Source organism: Thermomonospora catenispora, assembly GCF_006363815.1.
Taxonomy (GTDB): Bacteria; Actinomycetota; Actinomycetes; order Streptosporangiales; family Streptosporangiaceae; genus Thermomonospora; species Thermomonospora catenispora.
Genome location: NZ_RRYT01000017.1, coordinates 73,875 through 90,591 on the forward strand (window position 1 = coordinate 73,875; position 16,717 = coordinate 90,591).

The window sequence follows — 16,717 nt, forward strand, 5'->3', positions numbered from 1 at the left end:
GACAAGAGGGTCGTCCCGTCGCGTCCGCAACGGAACGAACGGAGCAAAGATTTCTTCTGCTCCGTGTCGCCGGATATCGGAATTCACTGGAGGTCGCCCATGGCCGAGAAAAAGCGCAAGCCCGGCACGCCCGGACCGTTCTCCCGGTGGATGCAGAAGAAAATGAACGCCCGGATGATCCGCAAGGTCCGCAAGGGCAAGGCCACGTTCATGGGCATGAACGTGCTGATCCTGAACACGGTCGGCCGCCGGAGCGGAGAGCCCCGGCAGACCCCCGTGGCCTGGTTCGGCGACGGGGAGGACTCCTGGCTGTGCATCGCCTCGGGCGGCGGCAGCCAGAACCCCGACTGGTACGCCAACCTGATGGCGCATCCGGAGAAGGCGACCATCGAGCTGCCCGGCCGCGGCACCGTCCCGGTCACCCCCCACACGCTCGAGGGCTCCGAGCGCGAGGACGCCTGGAAGATCATCTCGACCGCCCAGCCGCGCATCGCCAAGTACCAGAGCAAGTCCGACCGGGTGTACCCCATCGTGCGGCTCACCCCCCGGTGACCCTCCGGGGCCGAGGCCGCGGGGCGTCCGTCCGGTGCCGGTCCGGACGGACGCCCCGTTCCGGTACGGCCCCTAGCCGAAGGCGCGCTCGCGGATCCGGGCCATCAGCTCGGCCTGCCGCACCAGCTCGCCATGGTGCGCCGGCCGCTCCGCCGGATCGCACACCGCCCGATGGAACGCGGTGAACACGCCGAGGAACTGGTCCGCGGCCGGAGCGACGATGCGGGTCTCCCGGTCCTGCTGGTGGAGCCGCAGCACCGGACGGGCCTCCCGGGAGGGGGTGAACGCCCACTCCAGCACCAGACGGCCCCGGCTCCCCCACAGGCTGTAGGTCGACCGGTAGCCGTGGGACATGCCGAAGGAGCAGCTCGCGGTGACCCCGTCGGCGTCGCGCAGCAGCGCCACCCCCGAGACGTCCACGCCCGGCTCCGGATCGACCCGCACGGTGGCGCCCACGACCTCCAGCGGCGAGGCGAGGTACTCCTGGGCCGCGCGCACCGGATAGCACCCGACCTCCCACAGCGCCCCGCCGCCGAGCTCCGCCTGGTAGCGGATCCCGCTCGGGTCGGTCGGCGGGATGCCGAACGCTCCGTCATAGGCGCGGAGCTCGCCGATGGCGCCCTCCTCCAGCAGGGCGCGCGCCTGGTCGTGCTGGGGGTGCCGGAGGAACGCGAAGTTCTCCATGATGACCAGCCCGCGCTCCTCGGCGAGCTCGACGAGGGCGCGGGCGGTCGGGCCGTCGGGCACCGCCGGCTTCTCCAAAAGGACATGCTTTCCCGCGCTCAGCGCCCGTCGCGCCCACGCGGCGTGCTCGCTGTTGGGCAACGGGATGTAGACCGCGTCGACGTCGGGCGACTCCAAGAGCCGGTCATACCCCTCGACGGCCTTGCAGTCGAACCGGGTCGCGACGCCCGCCGCCTTCTCCGCGGACCGGCTGGCGACCGCCACCAGCTGGAACGGCGATTTCCGGATCGCCGGCAGAGCCCGCCGCACGGCGATGTCGGCGCATCCGATGACACCGATGCCGAGCTCGCGGCCGAATTCACGGCCGGCTGACATGTCTTCACTTTTCACGAGACCACCTGCAGGGAAGCAGAAAATTGCACACCTGAACCGGGCGATCGTCAGCCTAAACAGCCGTGCCGCGACCGGTCAACGACCCGACCCCGCAACACCGAAGGTGCCCGCAGGCCATCCGCCGACCACCATGAAAATGCACCATTCCAGCAGGCAGGCGCAACGCGGAGGCGACACGATGAAAGGCGTCATCCTGGCCGGCGGAAACGGAACACGACTGCACCCGATCACGCTCGGAATATCCAAACAACTGCTCCCGGTCTACGACAAGCCGATGATCTACTATCCGCTGTCGGTCCTGATGCTGGCGGGGATCACCGAGATCGAGATCATCACGACCCCGCAGGAGCAGGAGGCGTTCCGCCGGCTGCTGGGCGACGGATCCTGGCTCGGCATCTCCCTGACCTACGCGGAACAGGAGAAACCCCGCGGGCTGGCCGACGCGTTCCTGGTCTCCGCCGACCACATCGGCGACGACTCGGTGGCCCTGGTGCTGGGCGACAACATCTTCCACGGATACGAATTCGGCCCCATGCTCCAGCGCCTGTCGCAGAACGTCCAGGGCTGCGTGCTGTTCGGCTACCCGGTGCGCGACCCGGAACGCTACGGGATCGGCGTCCTCGACCGGAACGGAGAGCTCGTCGCGATCGAGGAGAAACCCGAGCGCCCACGGAGCAACCTGGCGATCACCGGCCTCTACCTCTACGACAACAAGGTCGTGGAATTCGCCCGCCGGCTGCAGCCGTCCGAACGCGGAGAACTGGAGATCACCGACCTCAACCGCATCTACGTGGAACGCGGCGAGGCCACCCTGGTACCGCTGGGCCGCGGTTTCGTCTGGCTGGACGCCGGAACCCACGACGCCCTCATGGAGGCGGGGAACTATGTGCAGATCCTGGAACATCGCCAGGGCGTTCGCATCGCCTGTCTTGAGGAGATCGCCTGGCGCATGGGATACATAGACCGGGAGACCTGCTACCGCCTCGGCAGCCGGCTGGCGAACTCGGCCTACGGCCGGTACATCATGGAAGTGGCCGAAGCGGGCTGACAACCGACCGATCCCGCGGCACCGGCGACGCCGCCCACCGCACTCCTCGAAATCCCCGAAATCCCGGAGAACTCCGGCCCCTCGAACTCTCCACGCTCTTCGAAAGCAGCAGAACGCCATGAGAATCCTGTTCACCGTCGGAGGAAGCCAGGCGACCGTCTTCGGCGTCGCCCCCCTCGCCTCGGCCGCGCGGAACGCCGGACATGAGATCCTGCTGGCCGCCGACGAGCCGCTCCTGGAGGCCGCGGAGGCCGTCGGCCTCCCCGCGGTCCGCATCACCACCGAACGCCTGCGCTACGGCCAGGACGCCATGACGGCCGCCGAACGGCTCGACGCCCTCCTCCGGCTGGCCGAAGCATGGCCCCCCGACCTGGTCGTCGGCGGCCTGTCCCATGTCCCACGCGTGCTCGCCGCCCGCCTGAAGGTCCCCTACGTCCGCCAGGTCTGGCACATCGCCCCCATGGCGCGCCGCGACCGCAAGGCCGAGGCCGAACTCCAGCCGGAGCTGGACCGCCTGGGGCTGACCGGGCTGCCGGAACCGGCCCTGTTCATCGACCTCTGCCCGCCGTCCCTGCGACCGCCGGGCTCCCCCGAGGCGCGGTCGATGCGCTGGGTCCCCCGGGTGCGGCAACGCCGCCTGGAGCCGTGGATGTACACCCGGCCCGAGGGACGCCGCCGGGTGCTGATCACCTCGGGGACCCGCAACCTCATGCTCGACTCCCCCGGCGGCTTCCTGCGGGAGCTGGTGGACGGGCTGACCGGCACGGGGGCGGAGGTGCTGATCGCCGCGCTCCCCGAGGCCGCCGAGCGGTTCGGCTCCGAGCTCGGGGATGCGCGCATCGGCTGGATCCCGCTGGACGTGGTCGCCGGGACCTGCGACCTGGCGGTCCACCACGGCGGCGCGACCACCGCGGCCACCCTGATCAACGCGGGCGTGCCCCAGGTGATCGTCCCCGACAACGGCTACGGCAGGGCCGTCGCGGAGTCGCTGGCCGGCTTCGGCGCCGCCGTGCTGGTGGAACGGCACCGGCCGACGGCGGACCGGGACTCCGCCGAGGAGTCCGCCCAGGAGATCGCCGCGGCCTGCCGGAAGGTCCTGGCCGACCCCGGCTACGCCGAGCGGACGCAGATCCTCGCCAAAGAGGTCGCGTCACTGCCGACCCCCGCTGAGGTGCTGGGCGACCTGGAGGCCCTCGTCGCCCGCTGACCCCGCCCCGAGGACGTGGGGAGCGCACAGAGCGTGCGCTCCCCACGTCGTTCGCCCGTGACCCGATGAGGAACGCGCCGAGCGTCGCCCGCCCGCGGCCTGTCGAGGAGCCCGTGGCCCGCTGAGGAAGAGGGACGCGGAGCCCGGACGCGGCCCGGACGCCCCCTTCCCGGCGGCACGAAGAGAACCCCGCCGCGTCAGGAGGCCCCCGAAAAGCACGATCGCCCCGCAACCGGGAGGAGAGCCTCCTTCGCCGAGGAGGCGAGGACTCTCCGCACGGTTCCAGGGCGATCCGGTTCCAGGGCGCTTCGCGGCCCGCACCCGGCGAGGACTACCGGGAGCGCAGCCCTTCCAGCAGGGGCACGATCTCCGAAGGCGTCGGCAGCGACGCGATCTCCTTGGCGAGGAACTGCGCCCGCTCGGCGTAGCCGGGGTCGGCCAGGATCTCCCGGCAGGCCGCGGCGATCACCTCGCCCGGGGCCTTGTCGGGCTCCTGGGCCTGCGGCCACAGCATCTTGGCGGCGCCGAAGCCGCTGATGGCCTTGGCGATGGCCTCCCGGTGGTAGTTCGGCGGGAACTCCGGGGGGTTCTCGGGGATGATCAGCTGCGGCACGCCGTTGGCCATGAAGGTCGTGGCGGTGGTCGCGCCGCCGTGGTGGATCGCCAGGTCGCAGGTCCCGGCGACCACGTCCAGCGGGATCCAGCCGATGCGCGCATCCCCGAGCTCGGAGCCGAACCGCTCGGCGGCTCCGGGCGAGGCGGCGATCAGCACCTCCGCCCCCAGCCGGTCCAGCTCGCGCACCAGCAGCGGCATCGTCCAGCCCGGGTCGCGGAACATCAGGCTGCGGAACCCCGAGGTGATCACGACGCGGCGACGCCCCTCGGGCCGGGTGTACATCCAGCGTTCGAGACGGCGCTGCGGGTTGCTCGGGATCCATCGCATCGGCTGGGCGGGAGGGTCGTGGGAGGGCCGCAGCGACGGCGGGGTGGCGTCCAGGAGCAGATCGGGCTCCGGCAGCCCGTCCAGCCCCAGCCGCTTCAGCTCCGGCTCGAGCTCCTCCGCGGCGCCCGGGTCGATGCCGGTGAACGGGATGCCCAGGTACTCGATGTGACGTACGTACGGGACCTGGAGGTGGGCGGCGAGCAGCATCGCCGAGTAACTCTGCGAGCTGCCGACGACCACGTCGGGCGGCCAGTCCTTCGCCAGCTCCAGCAGCGACTCCAGCCCGGCCAGACCCATCCGGGCGAACCCCCGGCCCTGGCCGAGCATCTCCTCGTCCCCCATCTCCCGGGGGAAACGCAGACCCTTGCCGGGATTGGCGACCCGCATGAAGTGCCGGATCGGGTCGACGGTGAAACAGAATGTGGGAAGTCCGATCGCCTCCGCGGTCTCCACCCACGGCTCGTGGGCGGCCAGAATGACCTGATGCCCGGCGTTCCGCGCGGCCGTCGCCAACGGTGCGGCGGCATAGAACGTCGCCTGGCTGCCCGTGGTGATGAACAGGATTCTCATGGCACTCCGGATGCTTTCCGTGGGACGCGGCCGACCAAAATCATGAACGCCACCGATGGTCCGCGGCACACCCTTTTTCTGTCAATGAATCCCTGTTCGTCTGCGGACTTCGCACGGTTGAACAGGGCGGACGCCCGCCCTCGTCCGCCACGGCAACGTCGGAGATGCCACCGCCTCCGGCACCCGCCCATCATGGGCCCGGACGCGTGCGCGATGATCCCGTAAACGAGCGCCGAGAAGGCGGTGATCCCATGAACAACCTGATCTACAGCGCCCGAATGGCCCTTCGGGACATCATGGAGGTCAACATTTTCAGCCAGGGGAACGACAAGGTCTATCTGACCTTTTTCCCCGACCTCGTCTGGGAAGGCACCCAACGGAAGCGCACCGAAGACGTCATCCAGAACATCATCGACCGCCTCCACGACATGGGAATGGATCTCGCCGGCGGCGAATCCGCCATCCCCGCCCTGCTGAACTCCGACCCCGTGGAGATCGTCCGCAAGGCCGCCTGACCGTCCCGGCCGGCGCCCCTTCGGCGCCGCGGAAACCGCGCGACGGATGAACGATGCGCGGTCCGCCATGCGGGCATCGCCCGGCCGTTCCGGCTCGTGCCGAGGATCGGAACGGCCCTTCCGCCAGAGCGGAGGGACAGGAGCCGGCCGAGTGCGGCGGGCGACGCTCCCCGCCCGGCCCGCGCCCGAGTCCGGCCGGGCCGGACGACCGACCTCATCCCATAAGGCACGAGCAGGTCATGAGGCACGGGCGGGCCGAGCATCCGGGCACGGCGGCGCCCCGGACTTCACGATGCAGAGTCCGGCCATGACCTGGTGCGGGCGAGGTGCGGGCGATCGGACCAGAGGCGACGGTCGAAGCGGCACGCCCTGGGAGGCCGTGGGCAAGCGCCCCGCCGCACGCCGCCCAGGGCGTGCCGACGTCGATGCAGAACCCCCGCAACGATGCATCTGACCTGACCGGCTCCCTGCCCACGACGTGACCGCACACAGACATGGCCCAGGTCGAGCCCTCTCCCGCCCACGGTCGCCGCCAGGTTCTCTCCGACCGGCCGCATCGGCACCTGAGAGCCCCCTGTGCGACCGTCATCGGAACCGCCCTGGGCGCCCGGCCTCGACCGAGGCTTCGCGAGCCGGCCCGTCAAACGATCACGGGCCCGGCCGCCGCAGCGACGACCAGACCCGTGACCTGGGATCATGCGTCGGGGTGGCGGGATTCGAACCCACGACCTCGTGCACCCAAAGCACGCGCGCTAGCCAAGCTGCGCCACACCCCGGTCATCGGCCGCCGACACGGCGGCAGCCTGAAAGTCTAGTGCGGATCAGCCCGCACGCCATCCGATTAACAGCGCCGTCCCCCCGGTGGGGAATACCACGCGCGAAGCACACCCGGAAGCTAGTACCCTACCTGCGAGGCCAAGACCCGTCCTCTCGGGTTTCTTGACCCGTCGCGGGCGTAGCTCAGTGGCAGAGCCCCAGTCTTCCAAACTGGTTACGCGGGTTCGATTCCCGTCGCCCGCTCTCACGAGAAGGCCCAGGCCGGAGGCGCGATCCCCGGCCCGGGCCTTGTCCGTTCCAGGGCCTCCTTGTCCGTTCCAGGGTCTGCGGCGCGTGCGCACCCGTCATGCGCCCGTTCGTCGCGCGAGCGGCCCTCGTCGAGAAGTCCCTTCCTCCTCGGGGTGCACCGCAAAAAGCCGGACATGAACCCCCGGTCCGGGCGTCCCGCACCGAGATGTCCACCGGCTCCGCCGGGTCGGTGACGTCCCCGGCGGCATCGGCGGCGACGGAAGCCGGCCGGCGGTCGGCCGGTGCCGCCGCTCGGTGCGGACGGCGTTCAGCCTGCCGGGGCTCTCCCTGGGCCCGCTTCCTCGTCGGAGGAGAGCAAGCTCCGCCGAGGGGATCGGTGGGCGGCTCGACCGGACGATGGGGCGGGGCCGGGTCAGGCGGCCCCGGTCGGCGGGCGGGAGAGCCGCACTCGGCGTCGTTCTCGATCCACTTCGGCGATGGCGACCGTGATCGGGTCGCCCACTTGAACGGCCCGGTCGGAGGGGAGGTCGCCGGCAGGGAGCAGTCCTTCCACGTCGTCGGTGATGCGCACGAGGATCCCGAACGGGGCGATCTTGGTCACCGTTCCCGGGACGCTCCGCCCGATGCGGGCGGTGTCGGCGAACGCCTGGAAGGGATCGGGCCGCAGGGCGCGCAGGGAGAGCCGGGCCTCCCCGTTCCTGGTGTCGGGGCACAACACGGCGGCCCGGATCCGCTGCCCGACCCGCACCACGTCGGTCACCTTCTCGAAACGCCGCCAGGACAGCTCGGGGGTCGTGATGAACCCCACCCCCGGGTAGATCGGGTGCGGCGGTCCATCGTCCAGCGCCACGAACACGCCGAAGGGCGGCGTGGCCGCCACCACTCCGGTGAGCACGTCGCCGCGGCGAAGCCCCTTCAGGAACGCCCATAGCCGCGGGTTCTCGGTCGCGGCCATGGAGAGGTGGACCTCCCTCCGCTCCGTGTCGACGGCGATCACCTCGGCGGTGACGCGCCGCCCGACGGGCACGTCCTTCACCGAACGCCCCCGCCAGGACACATCCAGCGGCCCGACGCTCGCCGACACCTCGGCCAGAGGACCGTCCAGCCTCACCAGGAGCCCGTGGGGTCCTCCCGTCTCCGTGACCGTCCCGGAGACCACGTCACCGACCCGCACGGACTCCAGCGGATCACCCAGCGGCTCATCCGCGCCCCGCTCGGCCGCCGCCCTGCCCATGGCCCGAAGCATCCCGGAGAAGCATTGGGCGCTCAAGAGCACCGACGTCGAATCCGCGACGCTCTCACCGGCGTTCCCGGACGAAGGCCTCGACGCCACGGCGTCAGGGGCGGCCTCGGCGGCGGTCACGGCTCCTGAAGCGTGATCGCACGGTTCTCCTCGTCCCTCACCGTCATCCGCACCTTGCTGCTCCACTTCCGTCCGCTCACCTCACGCCGATGCTCAGGCGGGAACAGCGCGTTGCTCACCTCGGTGATCCGGACGATGCGCCCCCGATGTTTGAAGACCATGAAGGCGGCCAGGGCCGACTGGTATTCGAATCCTGTGCAGGAAAGCCCGGTCTCCTTCTCCAGGCTCCCTGGCTCTATCACGTGCAGCTCGTCCCACGCGAACCCGAGGTCGCCGAGGGGAACGGATTTCTTTCGCCCCCTCCAGAGCTCATCTGCTTTATCTTCGATCTCATCCTCCAGGGACGGATCATAGAAGAACTCGAAGTCGGTCTGATCCGCCAGGCTCAGCATCTTGCTGTCCCGTTTCCCGAGCAGGCGCGCATGAGACGAGTACTTCTTTCCGCTCTCATAGCCGAGCAGGAAGGTCTTGCCGTCTCGAAGGAGCATCGCCTTTGCGAAGTCCGACCCGTCGACGAAGATCAATAGCGAGCGATATTCGCCCACATGTCCATTCTTTGAAATAAAGGAGAATCCAGTTTTGTTGCGAATTTCCTCATTTCTTGTCAGCTCCGTGAAAACAAAGAGCTTATCCCATGTGAAGGAGGTCAGACTCCGAAGCGGAATCCCGGGATACTGAGGCGGCGACTTCGAGAGCCTGGTGAGCGACTCCGCCATCATGGCGCTCGCCTGCTCGTCCACGTAGCGGTCCTCCCAAGGGGTCCCGGCGCAGCCCGTCGCCGTCCCGTGGCAGAGCAGCAGGACGACAACGGGCATGGCCAATCGCTTTCGCACAGCCCGCACGTCATCTCCCCACTTTGGCGGGATCCCGCCCGGGGCCATACTCTGGCAGCTCACTGACCTGCTTCTGCTGCATGGTCTGTCCCTCAGCTATCTGGTCGCTCCAGGCCAGCTGCCCGTCTTTATCGATCACCACCATCCTGCCTTCTGCAACGGCCTGTCGGACATATCTGGCCAGCTCTTCGTTGGTCGCATTCGGATGCTGAAGTGCGATCTGCCGTCCGACTTCGTTGTTATAGAGGTCCATTGCCTCACGTGGACCGGGATTCTTGTCAGCGATCCGTTCGTGAGCAATGGTAAATTTCTCTGTCCATTCTGCTCCAAAGTCACGGGTCATGAGCGCATTCCAGTAGGCATGCCGCCAGGCATCGCCATGACCGTCCTGCCACCCTCCTCCCGGAGCCCAGCTCCGCGGAGGCTCAGCCGCGGCGTTGAAATTATTCTCGAACATTATGAGACCTTTGATTCCTCTTGAGCGCAGCAACTCTTCCAGTGCTCTCTTCTCGCTTTCAGTGACTTCCCGCGGCTCCTTCCCCAACTGCTTGGCCACCCATTCCAAGAACCCGTCTGGAAAGTGCGTCATCCCGTCGGGTTCCTTAGTGACCTGATACTTCTTCATGATGTCGGCCAAGGAGCGGCGCCCGTCCACCTCGTGCGGATTGACCTCCCATACCGCTCGCCACATGGTCTGCCTGGGATCTTCACCGGCCCGTGTGATGTCGAGGATGCTCGACTTGAGCATGCTCAGCGCCTGGGTGACCCTTTGATCGGCTTCATTTGCGGCGCGTAGCGCGGATGCCATCTTCTTCTGAATCTGCTCGGCTCTCTGTTGGAGCAGCACTTGTTCAGAGATGGGAAGAGGCTCTCTGGTCGGTGGATAATGCAGGGAACCGTCATCGCCAACCTTGAACCGAGCTGACCGCGCCTCCTCAATAGCCTCCAGGAGACTGGTCTGAGCCGTCTTGAAACGCTGGTGTCCGGCAGTCAGAACTCGACCGATCCCAAGGGCGGCTTGGTATGCGGCGTAGCTCTTCTCTCGCAGCATCTGCATCTGAAGATGCGCGGCCTCAGCGTCTCTCCCCTTCCATTCTTTGCTTACTTTCGCTTGCAGATCGACCACCGTTCGGTGCGCCCGCTCCAATCGAGCAGCGAGCTGCTTCCATGCTTCAGCGGCTTCAGCGAAGGGACCGAGGCGAGCATCGCGCAGTCCCGCAAAGGTCACCATGATCAGTCTCCTAGAATATGTGTGATGGCCTGAACGACCTGCCGGTTGAGAGCTTCTGCCAGCATGTAATTACCCGCCGTCTTCGTCAATTTCGGACCCACATCACCTACTTGTCCTCCCAATTTGATCAAAGCAGATTCCCAGCCTGCCGTCAGCTCGGAGAGCTTCGCTGACGTCGACCAGTCCCGCCCCAATGCACGAGCGCCCTGCTCGGAATCGGGCGTCATCTTATGCACCGCGAATCGAATATCTCGCTCCGTCTCTTCAGCATCCCCAGCCAGCGACTTGAGGTGATCGGCGTCAACCTGAACCTCTCGACCACCTCCGCTGTGGGCCGGCCCGGACGAGAAGGAGAACCAGGATTCAGAATGCTATTAATGTCCTTTTCTTTTGCCATAACACAATCCTTTCAACCCCGCCCGCCAAAGCAGGATCATATAGGCATCCCCAACCTCAGCCAGATCACACCCCACGATTCAACCCTCCCCTAACTCATGGAATGGGCATTCCAAAAATGGTCGAAGATCGCGTATCACATGGTCTGAGCGCTCCGGCCCAACCTGTCCGGCACCGCCTTCTCGGTGGATCGTTCCGCAGGCCAGATCCGGTGCGTTTCAGTCAGAGACGACGCGGTGACCTGGGGTGATACAACATCCGGTGCCGCCGAGACCCCTGTCTCGACACCTCAGAACACACGCTGAAAGCCCGCTGTTCTGTCCAGCCCCTTCCGCTGGCGTTTCCACAAGCTTCGAAGCACGACCCGGACGGCAGGAGACCGAAAGTGGCCATGTGGAGACGCCATCCAGGTCATGTCTCGGCATAAATCCAGTCATACTGACTGTCAGGGGGTGGCAGACCGGGGGGAGATGAAGGGGCAGGAGCCGCGGCCGTTCGCGCACCTGGAGACCTCCCTCGCTCCGCTCTACCGGCGGATCATGCGGGTCTTCGTGGACAACAAGCGCAGGTTCGTCGTGCATCTACCGGAGGTCCACTGTGTTCCTAGCCGGCTGCTCAACCTGTGATCAGCGCCGCATCAAGCCCACTGAGAAAGGCTCACCGCCCATCGCTCATTCCCAAAGGACAGAGCCGTTCACGGACACTCGTCCCCTATTCAGAAGCTCGAGCGAGCAGTCGGCTCTCAATATCACTTCAGCCGAATCCGGCCTGCTCGTCTCATCCGGCGTCCCATCCTAAGGACCGACCCCTCGCACCGTGCGCCTCAAGCGGCTGAACAATGAATCGAAGCGACGACACAGAGCCACCATTCCTGATCTTCAGTAGTAGCACCAACCGATGGACAGGCACAGGAAGACACCTGTCACGTGCGTTGACATGGAAGAGCCACTCGGTGTGCCTCGCAAGCTCTACCATGACCCCGGCACGCCCCATCTCCATCCACCGAACCGGCTGAACAGCCAAGGAACGCAGGAGGTTCAATAATCGGAGCTTCCGTCAGAACGATCCGGAGACAGACGAACGGAGCTTCCGTTATGATCTCAGCGATCTCTCATCGGCTTTGCTGAAGGGTGGTTCATCGTGACCGAGTCTCATGACTCCTCCGAAACGGACCTCGATGTCCTGAAGGAGAAGGCCACGAGAGAGATACAGAAGGCGGCTTGGGCTTCAGGAGTTCCTGAAAGAGCCGGCCGACCGAGCCGAGTCTCGTGACGGCAGGGTCCGCCTCGGGCCCTCCGCGGAGGGGAAGATCGTCGAGTTGGAGATCGACCCTCGAGCCATGCGCATGGCGTCCTCCGAACTCGCTGAGACGATCATGCGACTTTCAGAGGAGGCGCTCCATGATCTGCAGCGCCAATCACGGGAATTGGTTGAGGATCCGCCCATCGCGCCCGAGGGCGTCATGGACATCGTACAGGATCCGAAGGCCATAAAACGTCAACTCCAGCATATGCAGAACGGGTTCCAGCGAGCTCTCGACGACTCACTAGCCCTATTGGACGATCTCCGCCGAACAATGGGACGGTAACGATTCCCGTTCGGCACGTCACGTCCTCGGTGAAAGCAAGAGAGGAAGAATGACCACTGCGGCGAAGACAGGCCGGTGGGCGCTGATCAAGAGGTCTTTCGAGGCTGCCGCCGCTCCGGCCTGTCTCGTCCTCGCCCTACTGATACTGGCGTTCTTCATGCTCGTTCTCCCCGGAGCGGTCGTGTACACGGTCGTGTGGGGAGAACGGGCCGTGGCCACCATTGAGACATGCGAGCAACGCCAGGTGCGCTCTGACACCACCTACCTGGACTGCCGCGGCGGCTGGCGTTTTCCCGACGGCACCCGCGGCTTCGGCCATGTCTCCGGGGTCGACAGGAGCGACATCGGGCAGGAGGTCCCCGTGCGCGTGGGGCCGCTCGGCCCGTACGCCGGCGGTTTGGGTCGCTCGCGGCACGCGCTGCTTCCCGGAGCGCTGCTGTGGACGGTGGCCCTGCCCGTGGCGGGGATATACCTTCGTTTCCTGCTCCGAGCACGGGCCCAGGCTCGGCGAGTGCTCGTCCGGGCAGGCGGAGGCGACGCTTTCACGGTGGGACGGCGCCGGCTCCGGGACGGACGCGGACGGACGCTGCTGAAGTTCCGCACTTCTTCCCGCCCGCCGACCGTCCTGGCCAGGGCCGAGGCCGCACGACACGGGGAGGGGCGGCTTGCGACCCGCCGCCCCTTCGTCGCCGCCCGCCCGCCCACGGGCGGCGACGCGCTCTTCATCGTGCGGTTGGCCGGTGGATCGGCGGTGTTCGACGCCAACGGCCGACCGGTGCTGGTGGTGAAAAGGGCCGCCCGTTCCCCGCTCCTGCTGGAGGTCCTGGCACCCGACCGAACGCCACTCGGCCGAATCGTCCCCTATCCAGGCGACGAGAACCGATCCGGCATCGCCTTCGCATTGACCATGGAGGCGGGAGAGACGGTGGCCATCATCGTGGCGGGCCTTCTGCGCTGGACCGTGGTGTTCCGCGGGGACCCGTCCGCACCTCTGCGTCATGCGGCGACGGCGTTCGCATTCGACGCGTTGCGTCTGACCAGGTGAGCCCGGACAGGCCTCCATCAGGACGTGGAGATGCCCGGCTCGGGATCGATCGGATCGGCGTAGGCGCCTCCGGACGGGACGCCCCACGTATCCGATCCTTGCTGGCGGAAGTTGCCGCTCGGAGAGATACCGAACGTGTCCAAAGCCTGATAGCCGACCCCGCTCCAGAAGGATTTTCCGAGCAGCCCTTTGGCGACGCCGTTGAAACCTGCGGACCCAGGACCGCCAGCCACCTTGTTCTCCAGAAAGGAGATCGTGATCTCGTCAATTGAGTAAAGAGTACTCCGGACGAGGTCGCCAACGGCCGTGTCGGAGCCGGTCGCCGCCTGGAAAGCGAAGTCACCGCCCGCCGGCCCGCCGATAGCCGCCGCTGCGATCTGTGCAACCGAGCGCAACTGCGCCGTGGTCGCCCGAAGTTCCATTCCGATGGTGGTGGCGGTGGTGTCGGCCCAGGCCATAACCCTCTGGCCGTACCCGGGGATCCAAGACTGGACGACATAGACAACAGCGATGACCAGAAGAAAGGCCGCCATCAGGGCAAGGAATACGCCGAAGATGAAGAGAATGAGCGCATAGATCAGGAGATCACCGCGATCATGGCTGCCGCGAGCGCGGCCGACCTCAAGCGCCGAACCAACGCGCCGGCCTTCTGTTCAAAAGCCTTCCGGCCGTCATGCTCAACTTGGAGTGATCGAATCCCTTCACCCGATTTTCGATGCCATCGGCGGCCTCGTTGAGCTTTTTTGCGGTTTCTGCCCACTGAGCGGCCACATGGGCCTGTTCGACCTTCTCGCCCATACCGGAGCAGGTCCCTCCCCAGCCCTTCAACGGCATCCGGGTTCCACTGGATCTCCTTGCCCACACGCCCTCCTCGATCCTGACCTCCAGTGCCCCACAGACACGATCGACATAGGATCCCGGACACCGGGGACAACGGACGGCATTGCACATAGGCCGACTGAATCGGGTCATGCGATTCCCCAAATACCAGCCGCCTTGGTTCCGTCGCCCCAAGCCCCATCAATGGACGGCGGTGACAGGTGCCTTTGGACGGCGGACTCGGGAGCAGACGGATCCGCGGAGTCCTTTGCAAGGCCGGTCCGGGAAGCGCGGACAGTCCGCTCAACCGGATGCCCGCCTGCTCCCGGCTCGACTTGCGTCCCAAGACCTCGACGGTCAAGCGGTGCCGGAGACAAGGCGGACGGCGCAGCAGGGAGGCCAATGAGCTGCAGAAATGCAGCAGTCCACTCACAGCGCACGAGACCCTTCAACCTCATTCTCCTGCAACTCGCCAGGCTGAGCGTGGCACCAATCTCAAACCCGAAGCCGTCGAGCATCTCAAGTGCGACTTCCGCTACGCCGGCGAAGAACTGATAGTGTCGCTAACACCAGTAGCGCTACCGATGAGCAGGGCCGCCCTTCCTTCGTGGAGAGGCGGGCCGTCATGAGGTCTCACGGCATCAGGACGCGTCCCGCTCAACCCCGGTCAGGACGAAGCCGGAGGCCCTCCATATCGCCGGTGATGCCGCCAACGATGCACGTGATGTCTGTGCGTAGAGGCATGGCTGTGACCTGCTTCGGCAGGGCTCAGGCGGTGGCGCACTCGTACGCTCCAGGCTGACGGCCCCTCTCAGCCTGGGCCGGAAGGCGATCAGGGACAGCGTGCCCGCCGCCCTGAAAGCATCGTCAAGAAGTCGCAGCATGCCCCCGCCACATCACCCTTTCCGCTCCGGCTGTACTCCTGCGCACGACACGCCCCGTCCACGCCTCAGTTCACCGTCCCGGTCTTCGGCGGCGTCCGCTCACTCCCGTCCGTACCGGCGGGCCCCTCTTTCTCCAGAGGCGCCCATATGGGCACCGGCCCGATACGGCCTGCACAACGGGCGCAGTGGCACGGTGGGCCGTCAGGTCCGGTCCCTCCGCCCACACGCGCGGGCCCCATGCTCAAGCAGCTCCCCCGGCAGCCCTGGGCCGGCCGGTCTGCCGCTCCCTCATCGATCTTTAGGAGGCCGCTGGGCAACTCATCCCATCACCACTCCGGCCTCGCCGGAGCGGCTGATGGCCGGCGTCGCACGGACCGGCGCTCCGGGTCGACGCAGACCGCGCTGGATTCGGCATGCGGGCGGGCCCGCTGCCGCTGGGTGGCCCGGCGGCTGACGCGCCCGTGATCTGTGGTCAGTGCCCGGTGACCTCCAGCAGCCGGCCGAAGACGCTCCGGTTCGCGGCGCCATGGCCGCGCTCGCCCGGCAGTACGTGCTCCCGCTGCCGCCGGAGGATGCCGAGGAGGCGACGGATGCCGGGGAGAGCACCCGATGTCTCCGGGAATCCGGAAAGCGCTTCGAACGGCGTGCTCGATGACGAGCGAGCCCCGGCGCTTCGTCGACCACCGTGGTGGTCGACGAAGCGCCTCGGGCGTGTGTCCCCCGCCCCCGCGCCGAGGGCGTGATGTCATGAGGGCATGAGCGGATGGAGGAGACGGGCGAACCGGTTATTGGCCTCGGTCACCGGCTATCGGCTGACCAGGGCGTCGGCGGGGCCGCGCCGCCCGGCCGGGGGACGAGGCAAGGAGCCGGCCGAGAAGCGGGGCGGGGAAGGGGACAAGGAGCGGGAGCGGTTCCCGGCCGACATCGACGAGGAGTGCCGCGCCATCATCCGGGCGGTGCGGCCGTACACGATGACGGGCATCGCCAAGCTGCACGCGCTGATCACCGCGACCCGCTACATCCACGACCACCGGGTGCCCGGCGCGGTCGTGGAGTGCGGGGTGTGGCGGGGCGGCAGCATGCACGCGGTGGCGCGGACGCTGGACCTGGCGGGGGACCATTCCCGGGATCTGTATCTGTTCGACACCTTCGAGGGGATGACGCCGCCGTCGGAGCACGATCGGCGGCATGACGGGCGCACCGCCGAGCAGTTGCTGGCGATCTCGGATCGCTCCTCTGCGGTGTGGGCCTGCGCCTCGCTGGAGGACGTCCGGCAGGGGTTCGCGCAGGTGCCCTATCCGGCCGAGCGGATCCACTATGTGCAGGGTCCGGTGGAGGAGACCGTGCCCGAGCGGGCCCCCGAACGGATCGCGCTGCTGCGGCTGGACACCGACTGGTACGCCTCCACCAGGCACGAGCTGGAGCATCTGTATCCCCGGCTGGTCTCGGGGGGCGTGCTCATCCTCGACGACTACGGCTATTGGCAGGGTGCGCGCAGAGCCGTCGACGAGTTCCTCGAGCGCACCGGCGAGCGTCTCCTGCTCATCCGGATCGACAGCGGCCGGATCGCCGTCAAGCCCTGAGATCGCACCCCGTCCGCGATCCGTCCCCGGTCCACGG

General features: G+C 67.2%; 15 protein-coding genes and 2 tRNA genes. 8 read left to right on the top strand and 9 right to left on the bottom strand.

Translation table 11 applies throughout. The features are described from left to right. Positions 1–99: 99 nt before the first annotated feature. Positions 100–552, top strand: a complete 453-nt coding sequence (locus EIO00_RS14890; RefSeq protein ID WP_140179353.1) for a nitroreductase family deazaflavin-dependent oxidoreductase — start codon at positions 100–102, stop codon at positions 550–552. Positions 553–624: 72 nt separating this feature from the next. Here the strand turns inward: EIO00_RS14890 and EIO00_RS14895 are convergent, their stop codons facing one another. Then, entirely contained in the window at positions 625–1,611 is a 987-nt protein-coding gene (locus tag EIO00_RS14895; protein ID WP_140179355.1) for a Gfo/Idh/MocA family protein, read from the bottom strand. A 196-nt stretch (positions 1,612–1,807) separates the two neighbouring features. Between EIO00_RS14895 and rfbA the strand changes: the two genes are divergently transcribed. Both rfbA and EIO00_RS14905 read left to right on the top strand, forming a co-directional pair. After that, positions 1,808–2,677, top strand: a complete 870-nt coding sequence (rfbA, locus tag EIO00_RS14900) for a glucose-1-phosphate thymidylyltransferase RfbA (protein ID WP_140179357.1) — start codon at positions 1,808–1,810, stop codon at positions 2,675–2,677. Positions 2,678–2,795: 118 nt separating this feature from the next. Beyond that, entirely contained in the window at positions 2,796–3,884 is a 1,089-nt protein-coding gene (locus EIO00_RS14905; RefSeq protein ID WP_140179360.1) for a glycosyltransferase, read from the top strand. A 331-nt stretch (positions 3,885–4,215) separates the two neighbouring features. Here EIO00_RS14905 and EIO00_RS14910 read toward each other — a convergent pair whose 3' ends face one another. Further along, a complete protein-coding gene (locus EIO00_RS14910) occupies positions 4,216–5,397 on the bottom strand; it encodes a glycosyltransferase (protein ID WP_140179362.1) in 1,182 nt (393 codons plus the stop codon). 251 nt (positions 5,398–5,648) lie between these two features. On the opposite strand from EIO00_RS14910, the gene EIO00_RS14915 reads away from it, so the two are divergent. Continuing rightward, a complete protein-coding gene (locus EIO00_RS14915) occupies positions 5,649–5,912 on the top strand; it encodes a hypothetical protein (RefSeq protein WP_140179364.1) in 264 nt (87 codons plus the stop codon). Between the two features lie 701 nt (positions 5,913–6,613). Here the strand turns inward: EIO00_RS14915 and EIO00_RS14920 are convergent. Then, positions 6,614–6,688: transfer RNA gene (locus EIO00_RS14920), tRNA-Pro, on the bottom strand. A 173-nt stretch (positions 6,689–6,861) separates the two neighbouring features. Between EIO00_RS14920 and EIO00_RS14925 the strand changes: the two genes are divergently transcribed. Beyond that, a tRNA-Gly gene (locus EIO00_RS14925) sits at positions 6,862–6,932 on the top strand. A 418-nt stretch (positions 6,933–7,350) separates the two neighbouring features. On the opposite strand, the gene EIO00_RS14930 is transcribed toward EIO00_RS14925, so the two are convergent. From EIO00_RS14930 to EIO00_RS14945, 4 genes are all read right to left on the bottom strand, one after another. Next, positions 7,351–8,172: a S1 RNA-binding domain-containing protein gene (locus tag EIO00_RS14930; protein WP_140179366.1), complete on the bottom strand. Its 822-nt coding sequence runs from the start codon at positions 8,170–8,172 to the stop codon at positions 7,351–7,353. A 125-nt stretch (positions 8,173–8,297) separates the two neighbouring features. Beyond that, positions 8,298–9,041 carry a hypothetical protein gene (locus EIO00_RS14935; protein WP_140179368.1) on the bottom strand — a complete coding sequence of 248 codons (744 nt, stop codon included), beginning with the start codon at positions 9,039–9,041 and terminating at the stop codon, positions 8,298–8,300. A gap of 103 nt (positions 9,042–9,144) precedes the next feature. Continuing rightward, positions 9,145–10,365, bottom strand: a complete 1,221-nt coding sequence (locus tag EIO00_RS14940; protein WP_140179370.1) for a DUF6973 domain-containing protein — start codon at positions 10,363–10,365, stop codon at positions 9,145–9,147. A 2-nt stretch (positions 10,366–10,367) separates the two neighbouring features. Further along, on the bottom strand, positions 10,368–10,592 hold the full coding sequence (locus EIO00_RS14945) for a hypothetical protein (RefSeq protein ID WP_140179372.1): 225 nt from the start codon (positions 10,590–10,592) through the stop codon (positions 10,368–10,370). Between the two features lie 621 nt (positions 10,593–11,213). Here EIO00_RS14945 and EIO00_RS14950 point away from each other — a divergent pair. Together EIO00_RS14950 and EIO00_RS14955 are read left to right on the top strand one after the other, a co-directional pair. Continuing rightward, positions 11,214–11,387, top strand: a complete 174-nt coding sequence (locus EIO00_RS14950; protein ID WP_241661360.1) for a DUF2397 domain-containing protein — start codon at positions 11,214–11,216, stop codon at positions 11,385–11,387. Between the two features lie 1,011 nt (positions 11,388–12,398). Next, complete coding sequence (locus tag EIO00_RS14955) at positions 12,399–13,394, top strand: hypothetical protein (protein WP_140179374.1); 996 nt, start codon at positions 12,399–12,401, stop codon at positions 13,392–13,394. A gap of 17 nt (positions 13,395–13,411) precedes the next feature. Here EIO00_RS14955 and EIO00_RS14960 read toward each other — a convergent pair whose 3' ends face one another. Both EIO00_RS14960 and EIO00_RS24215 read right to left on the bottom strand, forming a co-directional pair. After that, entirely contained in the window at positions 13,412–13,927 is a 516-nt protein-coding gene (locus EIO00_RS14960; protein WP_140179376.1) for a hypothetical protein, read from the bottom strand. Positions 13,928–14,015: 88 nt separating this feature from the next. After that, positions 14,016–14,192, bottom strand: coding sequence for a hypothetical protein (locus tag EIO00_RS24215; RefSeq protein ID WP_161602726.1), 177 nt, complete (start codon positions 14,190–14,192; stop codon positions 14,016–14,018). 1,660 nt (positions 14,193–15,852) lie between these two features. Between EIO00_RS24215 and EIO00_RS14965 the strand changes: the two genes are divergently transcribed. After that, positions 15,853–16,680, top strand: coding sequence for a TylF/MycF/NovP-related O-methyltransferase (locus tag EIO00_RS14965; RefSeq protein WP_140179378.1), 828 nt, complete (start codon positions 15,853–15,855; stop codon positions 16,678–16,680). Positions 16,681–16,717: the final 37 nt, after the last annotated feature.